The 14,484-nt window shown below is 43.5% G+C and carries 8 protein-coding genes and 1 pseudogene; all 9 read right to left on the reverse strand.

Going from position 1 to position 14,484, the window contains the following annotated elements:
* Nucleotides 1-129: 129 nt before the first annotated feature.
* Nucleotides 130-402, reverse strand: a complete 273-nt coding sequence (locus H1A11_RS15490) for a hypothetical protein (RefSeq protein ID WP_009037544.1) — start codon at nt 400-402, stop codon at nt 130-132.
* A gap of 3 nt (nt 403-405) precedes the next feature.
* Nucleotides 406-693 (reverse strand): hypothetical protein, encoded by a 288-nt coding sequence (locus H1A11_RS19235; RefSeq protein WP_226791268.1) that lies wholly within the window; start codon nt 691-693, stop codon nt 406-408.
* 278 nt (nt 694-971) lie between these two features.
* Nucleotides 972-2,297, reverse strand: a pseudogene (locus tag H1A11_RS19240) (RHS repeat-associated core domain-containing protein); the annotation flags it as partial.
* Nucleotides 2,298-2,567: 270 nt separating this feature from the next.
* Nucleotides 2,568-2,975, reverse strand: coding sequence for an NTF2 fold immunity protein (locus H1A11_RS15500; RefSeq protein ID WP_051642902.1), 408 nt, complete (start codon nt 2,973-2,975; stop codon nt 2,568-2,570).
* A 12-nt stretch (nt 2,976-2,987) separates the two neighbouring features.
* Complete coding sequence (locus tag H1A11_RS15505; protein WP_156737503.1) at nt 2,988-4,853, reverse strand: RHS repeat-associated core domain-containing protein; 1,866 nt, start codon at nt 4,851-4,853, stop codon at nt 2,988-2,990.
* A gap of 88 nt (nt 4,854-4,941) precedes the next feature.
* Nucleotides 4,942-5,394 (reverse strand): hypothetical protein, encoded by a 453-nt coding sequence (locus H1A11_RS15510; RefSeq protein WP_035447390.1) that lies wholly within the window; start codon nt 5,392-5,394, stop codon nt 4,942-4,944.
* Between the two features lies 1 nt (nt 5,395).
* A complete protein-coding gene (locus tag H1A11_RS15515) occupies nt 5,396-7,510 on the reverse strand; it encodes an RHS repeat domain-containing protein (protein WP_370528675.1) in 2,115 nt (704 codons plus the stop codon).
* Between the two features lie 251 nt (nt 7,511-7,761).
* Nucleotides 7,762-7,971, reverse strand: coding sequence for a hypothetical protein (locus H1A11_RS15520; protein ID WP_035447395.1), 210 nt, complete (start codon nt 7,969-7,971; stop codon nt 7,762-7,764).
* Complete coding sequence (locus tag H1A11_RS19250) at nt 7,952-14,452, reverse strand: RHS repeat domain-containing protein (RefSeq protein WP_255461463.1); 6,501 nt, start codon at nt 14,450-14,452, stop codon at nt 7,952-7,954. Before H1A11_RS19250 ends, H1A11_RS15520 begins: the two co-directional genes overlap by 20 nt.
* Nucleotides 14,453-14,484: the final 32 nt, after the last annotated feature.

Below are 14,484 nucleotides of genomic sequence, written 5' to 3' on the forward strand. Positions count from 1 at the left end.
TGTTATATGACAAAAAAATATCCTAACATGCAAGATATGGGATATCTGATGTTAGGATAACGATAAAAATAGTCAATTCATATCAAGGCAAGACGGCCTAATTATCAATACAAAAGAGACTGCGTTTGTTTATGATAAACTGCATTTTTCTTTTGAAGATTTACGGCTATTGACAAGAGAAGCTACTAAATAAAAGATATTAATGATTACATAGCATAGAAAAAACTTCCACACTTTAATCGTTTCTTTTAGCCACTCCTCAACCCATAAGATATCAATCTTATCCCCACATCGATTTTCAATCTCATATTTATAACTAATTTCACAATTAATAATTGCGTATATAATTAATAATGAAAGAATTATTGATGTGGCAACAAACACAATTCTAAGCCATTTCATAATCTATCTTGTTTTATAAACTACACCTCCTGGTTTGGATATTCTCACTAAATGATTCTGCATTGATATTGGAAGAACAAATCTGTTGACAATAGGAATAGTAGTCCATGTTCCCAAATTACTTGTTTGTTGTAGCCTTGTCCCTTTCAGAGCATTTGACCCACTTTTATTCAACACGTCAGATACCATTGTTGTACAATTATTACTTGTCAGCTTATATTCATCAATAATACGAGCAGAAGAACTGTTATAATAATCACTTTTAGGATTATCTGGCATTGTAGTTGACATATTAATTAAACTTTTCGTCTAAAATATTAGCAACTTTTTCATCTGCCACATCTGTTACTACAAATACAGACATTCCACCAGCTGCTTTTTTTGTCATTGTAAGCTTTTGCTTCATCCCCCATTAACTTTAAAAGAACACCGGAACCATTTCCTAAAGAATTAGAGCTTCTATCTGGCCCTTTATTAGTTCCATTGTATCGTCCGTAGCTATAAACAGTCATATTAGATCCTTCACCAACACTAATCCATGTGTGACCAAAGGACTGAGTTTCAGTGCAAATTCTAATACTATCTCCATTCACATCAATATTAACAACCGGACTATTCGCCCCGTACTGATACGGAGACATCGAATAATACTTCTCGGCAAATCTGTCATTAGTCGTAAACCTTCCTAACGCCGTATCATAATGTCTCGCCCCATAATCATACCAATTCAAACCCTTCTTCGTATCAAACTCCTTACCGTTATACTTGTAAGGCTGGGTATTGCCTGCAGTGGCAAATACACCACCGAAAGGGTAGTAATGGTTAGTTTCCTCCACAGTGCCAGACTGGTTGATCACTACACGGTTGTTACCCTAATAGTCCTTCAGATAGTAATGATACTGCTGGGTACCGGCCAGGTTGATGTAACCCTCTTCTGTGAGTAACAACTTCTGAGTACCGTTTTCATAGATCACATTACCGCAATAGTCAGTCGTTGTGGTTGTACTGCCTATCTTATGGACTGTTCTCAGTTTCGTGCCGTCAGCACCATAAGTATAGGTAATCGTGCTACCATCACTGAACGATACCGTACTGGGCAAATTTAATACATTATATTGAATATCGGCAATTCCCTTATTCAAATCTTTCGTTAAATTACCATTGACATCGTAGGCATACTCCCCTGCGGCGCTTGCACCGTTCACAAAGGCAGTGTTTGTACCGTATGCAGCGGTACTCACCGCATCCTCCACACAGCTCAACTGATTACCGGTCAATGTGTAAGTCAGGTTATCAAGCAGGCCGTAGGCACTGGCACCAGTCTGGCCATAACGTTGCAAACTCTTGATGTTACCGTTCTTGTCATAACCCGTAACGTTCTCCGAGAAGCGGTTCGCATTCGTGCTGATACTTGCTGTCTCGCCATAGGTAGCGTTCAGCATCCGGTCAAGACCGTCATAAGTGAATTTGTAACCACGGACTGTACTTTCGTTCCCGGACTTCCAGGTCATGCTGCTGATGCTGCCGTTGTACTTCGCAGTACCCACACCCGTGTTGTAGTACAGGTTCTGCGTGAAGCGTGTGCCGCTGATTCCCGTCAGCCAGCTACGCAGGTTGTAGGTATAAGTCAGCTTGTTGGTGCTCGTACCGTGATACTGCTTGGTCAGTAAACGACCGAAGTTGTCATAAGTCGCATCGTACAGAGTAATCGCAGTGCTGCCAAGACTATGCTGCACTTTGCTTATTCTGTCCGCATGGTCGTAGGTATAGGTATATACTTCCGTGCGCGTGGTCTTTCCGCTGGCAGTATGTGTATGTGTCACACCAGACGGCTTGTTGGAGAAAGTATAAACCGTACTTGTGATGTCGTAGCCACTGAGCAAGTTGTTCTGCACAAGCACGGTAGGACTGGAAGAAGGATTCCCCCCTGCAGGGTCAGCCGTCCCAGACTGTCGTACAAATAATACATATAGGAAATGTTATCCAGATAGGAAGTGCCCGTGCTGTTAAGCATCCGGAGAGTACGGATGTAGTCCTGCATGACCTACATCATTTGATAGACCTAAAAAACTATCCTAACATACAAGATATAGCATATCTGATGTTAGGATAGTAATTAAATAAATCTCATTGAAAAAAGGCAACTTATATTAGAGTAATATTTTTTATTTAGTATGCAAAAGCTTTATAATCTCACCATTACTTTTTCTTATTTCCACATAAGATTGTCCACAGAAAGTCAGCGCACTATCATTTCCATTAGGAATATGCCCTTCTATTACCCATATTCCATTTACCAAGTTAACAGAAAAAGGTTTTTCTTTCTCTATACTTTCCTTTCCATAAATTTCCAATAGTACGCATTCCGCTATCTTTACTGCAATATCCGCTGTAGGTATAAATCCCTCTGCAGGAACATAGCTTTTCATATCAGTATAAAAATCTGTTGAGAGACTATCATTCATTACATACTCAATCTGTTGAGATGATTGTTGATCTTCTCCGACCTTCGATGTACTGTTTGTACATGACATCGCAAATAGCATTAAAGCAAAAAAATAAGTCCTATACATATTGCTATCTTTTTAAAATACCCAATGAATATGTTCTCTCTGGCTAACAGGAATGTTTAAATCTGGCTTTTGTAGCAATTCTTTCATTCTTTGTTTACCCTTTTCAGCAGGAATATCTTTCGGATTAATATTATTCTTTCGTTTAGGATCTTTGGGATCACTAGGAAGATCACTAGTCACTATTGATGTTTTCTTACTATAAGGATTATATTCTAACAAATCGCCACTCGGCGTAGCCAAATAACCATTTTCTTTTGTTTTCTCAATATATTTTATATCAGCTTTTGAGAATTTATTATTTATATGCTCTGCGTCCGCGTCTCCATGCGAATGAATCGATCCTACAAATCTCTCACCGTTAGGAGGTAAGCTTATAGATACGCTGTGCTCTCCTTCATTGGCTGCACTATAAGAATATCCCTTTAGCTTTCCCTTTTGCTTAACTTCATAAATAGAAGAGCCCATTTCACGTTTACGTATAATAGATGCACCATTATAATACATACCCCAATCTTTAGCTGCTGCTCTTTTAGTCTTAAACAGATCACCAGGAGCATATTCCATACCATTTGGGTCTATGAACTTTACCGGATTATCGGCACAATAAGTATACGGACTCATCGAATAATATTTCTCTGCCAACGGGTCATTCGTCGTAAACCGTCCCAACGCAGCATCATAATGTCTCGCCCCATAATCATACCAATTCAAACCCTTCTTCGTGTCAAACTCCTTACCGTTATACTTGTAAGGCTGGGTATTGCCTGTAGTGCCAAACACACCACCGAAAGGGTAGTAATGGTTCGTTTCCTCCACAGTACCAGACTGGTTGATCACTACACGGTTGTTACCCTGATGATCTTTCAAGTAGTAATGATACTGCTGGGTACCGGTCAGGTTGATGTAACCCTCTTCTGTGAGTAACAACTTCTGAGTACCGTTTTCATAGATCACATTACCGCAATAGTCAGTCGTTGTGGTTGTACTACCTATCTTATGGACTGTTCTCAGTTTCGTGCCGTCAGCACCATAAGTATAGGTAATCGTGCTACCATCACTGAACGATACCGTACTCGGCAAATTTAATACATTATATTGAATATCGGTAATTCCCTTATTCAAATCTTTCGTTAAATTACCATTGACATCGTAGGCATACTCCCCTGCAGCGCTTGCACCGTTCACAAAGGCAGTGTTTGTACCGTATGCCGCGGTACTCACGGCATCCTCCACACGGCTCAACTGATTGCCGTTCAGGGTGAAAGTCAGATTATCAAGCAGGCCGTAGGCACTGGCACCAGTCTGGCCATAACGCTGCAATCCCTTGATATTGCCGTTCTTGTCATACCCCGTAACGTTCTCCGAAAAGCGGTTGGCGTTCGTGCTGATGCCTGCTGTCTCGCCATAAGTAGCATTCAGCAGACGGTCCAGTCCGTCATAAGTGGACTTGTAGCCGCGGACGGTGCTTGCCGTTCCTGCCTTCCACGTCATGCTGCTGATGCTGCCGTTATACTTGGCAGGTCCGTTGCCGGTGTTATAATACAGATTCTGCGTGAACTTCGTTCCGCTGACACCCGTCAGCCAGCCGCGTACATTATAGGCGTAAGCCTGCCTGTCCGCGTCGGAGCCGTGCAGCGACTTCGATTGCAGACGACCAAGGTTATCATAAGCATAGGCAGCAAGCGTCACCTTCGCCCCTCCCAATGTATGCTCCACCTTCAAGAGCCTGTCCGCATGGTCATAGCTGTAAGTGTATGCTTCCGTCCGGCTGTCCTTCCCGCTTGCCGTGTGCGTATGCGTCACCGTCAGCGGCTTGTCCGTAAAGGTATAGGCCGTGGATGTCACGTCGTACCGGTAACGGAAAGCGTACCGCTCCAAGTCAGCATGCTCCTATATGAAATTCCCTGCTTACATCCAACATAAGCAGGGAATTGTTTAGATTATAGAATCAGAGATTCTTAATATATCAATATTCGAGCCAAAAATAATCAGGTGTACGTAAAGTATCCCACAACAAAATACCACCGTTGGAGCTACATGAAATTACAATATTGGGAATATTATCAATCCGGTATCGGAACGTACTATCTATGACCCTTTTTCCACAATATAATACCGTATCCAGAGATGTGACACGTATCTTTATTTTTAAACTATCATATCCGCTTTTATCGAAACGGGTGATTTCCATTCCAAGCCAATCTTCATGGTAGTCCAATATTTGGTCATCCGTCTTGTTCACATACAGTCCATTAAAAACAAGGCTGTCATTCACCCAACATTGGATATAATCTTTACCGGTACGCTCCTTAAAACCAGTACCTACTCGAATCATGAAATCATTCTCTGAGTCCAAATGACCAATGCACGCCACCAGCATGGCAAGTATGATTATAAAAATAAATATACGTGTCTTCATATTACTGCCTTCTTTTAAGTTTTTGCCTCCAGTTAGGAATATGCCTATTCAACTTGTTATGGATATAATTATCTCGGACTGTTTGTATCTGAGAACGGTTTAACTGAGTTGCTTTAAGATAATCTCCATCAAAATCTTGAATAACTTTTTTCTGTGTCATCAAGTTTTCCACATTCATTGTATGCCCCAATCCTCCTGAATGACCAAGTTCGTGAGCAAAAGTCCGGTTATCATCATTGTTCAACATATTAGAAACCGCTTTCGTTCCTATTTTCACATCCAGACTATTTTTATAAGTCTCAGCCATAACTACACTTTTATCCGTTTTTGTCAACATATCTTGATCAACAATCTGCAAAACGTGTTCAGTGTCCTTTATATCATCCACCGAGTTGACAGTTCTCAATTGCATATCCATAGTCGAAACAAAGTCATCACCTGAAATCGTATATGCGGCATTCACTTGCTCTACTATTTGTCCAGCCAAAGTCTTTATATCAAGCTCCTTATTATTAGAATTATTTATCAAAGCCGCTCTTACCGTAATTTTATATTCTATCTTATCCGTTTCACGATTATAATGGGTTTGCACGCGCCAATCATTTCCATCCGGATCAATGCGACCGACAGGCTCATTTCCACAATAGACATAAGGAGATACTTTAAAATGTTTGTCATATAAAGCATCAACCGTTATAAACCTTCCCAACACCGCATCATAATGCCTCGCCCCATAATCATACCAATTCAAACCCTTCTTCGTATCAAGCTCCTTACCGTTGTACTTGTAAGGCTGAACATTGCCTGCACTTGCAAATACCCCGCCGAAAGGATAGTAATGGCTCGTCTCTTCTACCGTGCCGCTCTGGCTGATGACTACCCGGTTATTCCCCTGATGGTCTTTCAAGTAGTAGTGATACTTGCTGTCGCTCAAAGTAATATAACCCTCTTCGGTAAGAAGCAGCTTCTGGACTCCGTTTTCATAGATCACATTGCCGCAATAGTCAGTCGTTGTGGTTGTACTGCCTATCTTATGGACTGTTCTCAGCTTTGTGCCGTCGGCTCCATAAGTATAGGTGATGGTACTTCCGTCACTGAACGTTACTGCATTCGGCAAATTTAAGAAATTATATGTAATGCCGCTAATACCTTTGTTTAAATCTTTAGTTAAATTGCCGTTGGCATCATAAGAGTACTCATCGGCGGCATTGGCACCGTTTTTGAACTCGAAGCCGCCATTGTAGGTGGAAGCCGCTACCGCATCATCCACGCGGTTCAACTGATTGCCGTTCAAGGTGAGAGTCAGGTTGTCTATCATGCCGTAGGCGGTTGAAGAGAGTTGCCCGTAACGCTGCAATCCCTTGATGTTACCGTTTTTGTCGTAGCCCGTCACGTTCTCACTGAAACGGTTCGCGTTCGTGCTGATACCTGCTGTTTCGCCATAGGTGGCATTCAGCATCCGGTCCAGTCCGTCGTAGGTGAACTTGTAGCCGCGGACGGTGCTTTCATTCCCGGACTTCCAGGTCATGCTGCTGATGTTACCGTTGTAGCGGGCGGTACCCACACCCGTATTGTAGTACAGGTTCTGGGTGAAGCGCGTACTTGTGATGCCCGTCAGCCAGCTGCGGAGGTTATAGGCATACGTCAGCTTGTTCGCCGCAGAGCCGTGCAGGGACTTGGTACTCAGACGGCCGAAACTATCGTACGTATAGTCTGCCAGAGTTATTTTGGTTCCTCCCAAAGTATGCTCCACCTTGCTTACACGGTCTGCATGGTCATAGCTATAGGTATAGACTTCCGTACGTGTGGACTTGCCGCTTGCGGTATGGCTATGCGTCACCGTGGCGGGCTGTCCCGTAAAGGTATAGACCGTATTAGTCACGTCATAACCGCCCAAAAGATTGTTCTGTACGACTTTAGTTACACGCCCCTTGACGTCATAGTAATAGCCTTTGTAAATTTTAGTACTGCTGCCGGATACAGTCACCGCGCTTCCTGTCAGGGAGCCTTTACTGTAGCCCGAAGTGTCGTTCGTGAACTGGCTCGTCGGGAAACCCGTACCGCCCAGTTCTGCACATGCACCACCTGATCGGAAGAAACCGTCTTGTTCGTGCACTCCCCCTGTTGCGTCAGCCGTCCACCGTTGTCATACACATACTCCGCGAGCTGCGCATCCGGAAGCTTCTTCCAAGTGCAGAGATTACGGTGGTCGTCATACACACAATAGGTATCCTACGTCTCGCTGATAGAATAACAAAAACTATCCTAACATACAAGATATGGAATATCTGATGTTAGGATAGTAATTAGATAGATTGGTTTTTAATCAACCTATATCAGAGGAAGACAGTAGTTCGTTACGACGAATTAACCTAAAGCATCAGGCTCTAATAAATCTGGATGTAGTATTACTGATTTATCTAATGCTCTAACAAAATGAGATTTATGGGAATATAATACTTGATACTCCTCACTCTTCTCATTTGCCCAAACTTTCAAAACTACAGCCGCTTCTAAGGGTAAACTCTTCCCGCAGAAACAGCAAACAACCATTTCTTTATTTAATATTCCATCCATAATTTTTCGCTATTCTATTAATAGATTTTTGAGACCAATTTCCCATTGTTGTTATTATACCTTTCCTCCCTTCTACAACAGCATTAAATCTACCGGGAGTAATTTCATGAAGATAAACTGTAGCTCCATCAGCCTGAGTAAAAGCCTTTCCTACAGACTTTGTTACTCTTACTTCATTCACAGAAAGTACCCCTCCTCTCGTTGCCGTTGTTCCAGCAATCCGTTGCACTCCGTGAGCAGTTGATTGTATTGCATTTTGAGTACCTCTTCCTGCCACCTTTCCTACAGCCCATCCTATTGCCTTCCCCAACAACATACCGCCAAACTCTCCGGCACCAAAGCCAAAGGCAGCTTCGCCTATAGGTCGCGCAATAGCATCTATAGAACGACTGTTCAGAGAATTGAAAAGGGCAGACTTAGAGTCTTCAGATAAAGGACTGGTTTTACCTAAGAACTGATTCTGAAGTTTACCGCTGGAAGCTATCAAGTCAAAAGCATTAACAGCCTGATTGGCTAAGATACCTCCATTCTGATAGAAGTTCAGATAGTTGTCATTACCTAACGCAATAGAGGCAGATGAACCGATATTAGTATAGCCTTTTAAGGCTTCACTGCCTTCCTGCCAACGTAAATTCCCTTGTTTATCTTCATACCAGTCAGCTCCTGTTGGGTCTATTCTGCTGATAGGGCTGTTACCACAATAAGCATAGAGACTTGTTTTGAAGTAGTTTTCAGCAGAAGGGTCCACCGTCTCAAACCTCCCCAACGCCGCATCATAATGCCGTGCCCCGTAGTCATACCAGTTCAGCCCTTTCTTCGAGTCATACTCCTTGCCGTTGTACTTGTAAGGCTGAACATTACCTGCACTTGCAAATGTACCGCCGAAAGGATAGTAATGGCTCGTCTCTTCTACCGTGCCGCTCTGGCTGATGACTACCCGGTTATTCCCCTGATGGTCTTTCAAGTAGTAGTGATACTTGCTGTCGCTCAAAGTAATATAACCCTCTTCGGTAAGAAGCAGCTTCTGGACTCCGTTTTCATAGATCACATTGCCGCAATAGTCAGTCGTTGTGGTTGTACTGCCTATCTTATGGACTGTTCTCAGCTTTGTGCCGTCGGCTCCATAAGTATAGGTGATGGTACTTCCGTCACTGAACGTTACTGCATTCGGCAAATTTAAGAAATTATATGTAATGCCGCTAATACCTTTGTTTAAATCTTTAGTTAAATTGCCGTTGGCATCATAAGAGTACTCATCGGCAGCATTGGCACCGTTTTTGAACTCGAAGCCGCCATTGTAGGTGGAAGCCGCTACCGCATCATCCACGCGGTTCAACTGATTGCCGTTCAAGGTGAGAGTCAGGTTGTCTATCATGCCGTAGGCGGCTGAAGAGAGTTGCCCGTAACGCTGCAATCCCTTGATGTTACCGTTCTTGTCATACCCCGTCACGTTCTCACTGAAACGGTTCGCGTTCGTGCTGATACCTGCTGTCTCGCCGTAGGTGGCATTCAGCATGCGGTCCAGTCCGTCGTAGGTGAACTTGTAACCGCGGACGGTGCTTTCATTCCCGGACTTCCAGGTCATGCTGCTGATGCTGCCGTTGTACTTCGCAGTACCCACACCCGTGTTGTAGTACAGGTTCTGTGTGAAGCGTGTACCACTGATTCCAGTCAGCCAGCTGCGCAGGTTGTAAGCGTACGTCAGTTTGTTGGTGCTCGTTCCGTGATACTGCTTGGTCAGCAAACGACCGAAGTTGTCATAAGTCGCATCGTACAGAGTGATTGAAGTGCTACCAAGACTATGCTGCACTTTACTTATTCTGTCCGCATGGTCGTAGGTATAGGTATATACTTCCGTGCGCGTACTCTTGCCGCTGGCACTATGTGTATGGGTCACAGTCTTCGGTTTGCCGGTAAAAGTATAAACAGTGTTCGTCGTATCATAACCCTCCAGCAAATTGCCTTGAACCGTTTTTGTGATGCGTCCCTCAAAGTCATAATAATTAGCCGAATAAAGTTTTGTACTGCTGCCAAGAACAGTGATCACACTACCGGTGACATATCCTTTGGCATCGATTGTTGCCGCAGGAAAGCCGGCATTATCGAAACCGGTCAGACTACGGAAGGCATAGTCGTCATAATAGTTTACTCTATGGACTTCGGGCGACACCAAGGCAAAGCTTGATGTATATCCACTGTTACCCAAACCGCTGTTGCTATTCACCCGTGTACATGATACAATAACATTCGAAACTGCAGCCGTATTCGTATTGGAACAAACGCCCTGCACTGCCAGACGATGGAACTTATCATACAGATAGAAACTCCACTGCTTAGAGGCATACTGCTTGCCATCCTGGGAAAAGATCATATTGTCTGCCTCATCGTACACATAGCTCACGGCAGAAGCACCTGGAAGCTTTTTCCAATTACAACGGTTACGGTTGTCATATTTGTACTGGAAAGCATATTGATCCAGGTTTGACACACTCTGATACATCGGTTGTAATACGAAGCAAAGGTTATCCAAATCGTTATACACATAATAAGTATCATGCTGCTCGCTACCCTGCATCTGGCGTTCCAGCAATATATGGCCTTGTTTGTCTGTGAAAGTATAAGAAACATGTTGGTCTTCGTCAATACGTTTCACCACGCGCAACTGTCCGGCTGCATAAGTACCGTTGTTGACAAGTGCCCCAGACGAACTTACCGAATAGTTAATGCAATTCACATCGGAAGAATTAGCCAGATAATCCATAGTTACAGGTTTTGATGCCCATGCCGCTCCCGGAGAGTATCGCTTCAGAATGCGGTCTAATGGGGAAACACTGTAAACAGGCTTGCTGTAGGGACGGGAATCACTTGAATAGTTGCCCGGAGCCGCACTTTTGATAGCCGAAGGAGACATATAAACAGAGGAGGAAACAATTGGGAGCCAACTCTCCGAACGACGTCCTGCGCCATCATATTCTTGTAACGATATCAAATTACTTCCGGCAGGAGTAATTCCCTTTTGTACCTTCTGGAAGAGACGCCCCAAGCCGTCATAATAATCATAACTTGCCATATACTTGCTACCTGCTGCTGCAGTCATAGCATGAGTGCGAACGTAATTCTGCGAAGTGCCGTCAGGAGACCACTGATAGAAGTACGAGGCAATAGGATTTTGGTTATGATCCTGCACATCAGATAAACCACCCAAAGCATTATAGAGATAGAAATCCTTAAAACCAGTTGCTTTTCTTATCTCCTTCAGCCCATAAGAAGGATTGTGAAGCCAGGTTGTGACCTCGCATTCCGGGAAGGACGTTTTCAGTGCATAGAGGGCCGTCGTATTGGGTGAACCGGCAGAACACAAAGCATCCAAACCTGTTGTTCCGAGCCGAGACACTACTTCCGCATAAGTGATACCTTTGAGACGGGCAATCGGCAAAGAATATTTATAGCCCCACAAATAGACCACAGACATGTTGTCGGGAGTAGTAACTTCCACCGGATTCCATTTACTATCATACCTATAAGAAACAGTTCTTTTCTCAGGATACAAACTACTATATTCTTCACTGGACTGCAAGGTGAATTTAGAAAAGACGTCCCCATACGTATTATTCAGATACAGCGTCGCTCCTCCCGATGTTCGTTGGTAGTTCTGTACAGCATCAAGCACGTTATTAGCCTTGAATTCATCTTTGTAGGAAGAAACATCCGCTGCATAAGCATAGCTTTCCATTACATAGCCCGAACGGCTGGTACTTGTGCGGCAAGTAGCTATCTGGTTACGACTGTTGTAGGTATACAGTTTTTCCTGCGTCACCGGTACACCATGGGCATATTCCGTCGAAACTTCCCGTTTTAACCGTATATCATAGGTAAGATGCGGATATAAAGTTATCTCAAAACGTCCGTGATAAGCCAATGGATTTCTAAAGCTCACCGTCTGTCCTCCGATGTTTTCATTATAGGTGATACTGCCGGAATAGCAATTAACCGGACCCACATAGTTGTCCCTTACACGGATGTTGGTCAATTCTTGCCACTTGTTTGCAATCTCATATTCATAGGTGTCTTCCCATACCAAGATATTACCGGCATCATAGATACTCTTTTTCAGTAGTCGCCCATTATAGTTGGCAGGCATATAAGCCAAGGTAGCATCATAATCCTGGCCGGCTATGTTACTGAATACGAGTTCCTCTCTCCCCGCATCCAGAAAATCGCGCTGCTTGACGACACGGCTGTAACCTACAGGATTGGCATTGGGCGCAGAAGCTGGTGGAGTTTGCGCCTGAGCATAAAAACGGCGGAAAGTGTGGTAACTGGTAGAAGGGCGTATCACTCCTTCAGGAGTTGTGGTATAGCTTCCGCGCCGGACATTAAAATCATCATAGAACTTGACTGAGAACATCAGAATGCCAGAGGTCTTGTGATTCTCGCTTTCATACAAGTAACCGGTACGTTCCAACACTTCACCTGTATTATTCTTTTTAGTAATGGTCTTGATTCTCACTCCTCCGCCAACTTTCTGCAATGTGTCTTTGTTTACTGCAGTTCCACCGCCTCTATAGGTCAAAGTAGCAGAACTGGCATTGCGGGTAGAATAACCTTGATTGGTAACTGCAGAACTCAATGTACTTGTCAGGACATAATCTCCCGCTTCCAATGTGAACGACTCGTTGACATGATACACATGCCCACTGGTATTTTGTGAAGTCACTTTGTACGATTTAATGACACTTCCTCCGGCACCGAGTTTCCGCAAAGTGGTTCCGGAGCCGATGACTTGATTGACTTCATAATCGGGAAAATTGACTTGAGCATCCACCGTCACTACCTGCGTGGTGGGCAGAGTGAAAGTAGCGGAAGGCGTCACTATCAGGTCGTTGTTGTTGACAGTATTGACACCTTTGACTTGTGCGTCATACTTATTCAAATCCTCTGCAGAAATGAAACGATTGTCTCCTACAAAAGTGTGAGGTTCAAACTCAAACTCCACACTGCCGCCCGTAGGATATGTGATTTTCTTCAGCATATTGGCCGTAATATACTCCCGGCTACAATTTCTGACAGCGGTAGAACCGGATAAAGGAACATTCGTCAAACCTTCCAGGGAGGGAATCAATGTATGAACACGGTTTGTAAGCGTGGAAGTATTCTGCTGTCCATTGTAATATCCCCAATAGTCTATGGCAAAAGAAGTCTTATAAGGCAAGTTCACAGCTTCATTATAAGTGAATGTATGCTTTTCACCCTGCGAAGTGCCATTTTTTCGAAGTACAGAAAGCAGTTTCAGACGTTTACGAAGTACGCTGGTGGGTATGGTAGACGACGACCCATAATCGTCCGATGACAAGTAATTACCGCCGACTGATTGTTCGGGACAAATGAAGTAATCATAATTGAACTGGTAAGAATACACATCCTTCCCGTCCAACTTACTCTTTATTTTCATGTTTGTCAGTTTTCCGGTAGTTCCCGGATAGCGGTCTTCACGACTTCCCATCTCGAAAATCACTTCTTCCGTATCGGTTTCTATCTTGCTTAAATAGCAAGTCTGTGAAATGCCGGCAGTAAAGTTCCGTTTTATATAGTCATTGTCCGGAGGAGTACCTACGGTATAATACTCCGACATAACAGGCACCGAATAGCAACTGGCGGTAACATAGGTTAGAGTGATAGTATGTCCCGTCACATCCGTCATACTTGTCAGCATATAAGTCAAGGGAGCATTGGAAGTTACAAATGCATAAGGCCTGAAGGCATAAGATGTGCCTGCTTCATCTGTAATGATCACTTTTTCAGCACTATGCCACACTTTGCAATTCATCCTGGAACCGATAATGACAGGAGTCTGATTTTTGGGGTGCAAGAAGTATTTGAATGATCTTCCTCCGGGCAATGCAACTTCAAATATATCTCTTTCACCTTGCCCTATAAGGCCTTCATTAATAATTCCATTGGTCGTATTACTCGTATTGGGGTCGAACATTAAATTTCCCCACAAATTCATCAGTTCCTCGGTACCCGAACGGTAGTTCAACGTATCAGCACTCTGTACTTTCCAGTGATATTTTATTTTCTCCCATTCAGCCCAAGTAGCAAATGTACCGGAGGTCGCGTCTACCTTGCCCACAGCATTAAGGTTGACGCACCCTCCTGCCAAAAGATTCCAACCAAGACCTACCCACGTAGCTTCTTGAGCCACCTTGACTCCGCTCGCATGATAAGACAACGTAATGGGTAGTTCTATACGCCCACATTTAAGGGTATATAGCGGTATAGAGATATCAGGTGTTCCTGTGTATTCACTTACAGGAATGTTTCCATACAATTGCATACCTGCCGCTTCGGGAATAGCAGGTACATAATCATTTATCCGCAGAAGATGATTATTCATATCTCCACCGTCCTGTGCACGTACCGACTGCGTTGTACCACATAACATAAGAAGAGCTAACAATACTTTTATTCTATTTTTCATATTCAATGAAATTTATATATTTCTTAAATAAG

The organism is Bacteroides sp. CACC 737, from assembly GCF_013874375.1.
GTDB classification, from domain to species: Bacteria; Bacteroidota; Bacteroidia; order Bacteroidales; family Bacteroidaceae; genus Bacteroides; species Bacteroides uniformis.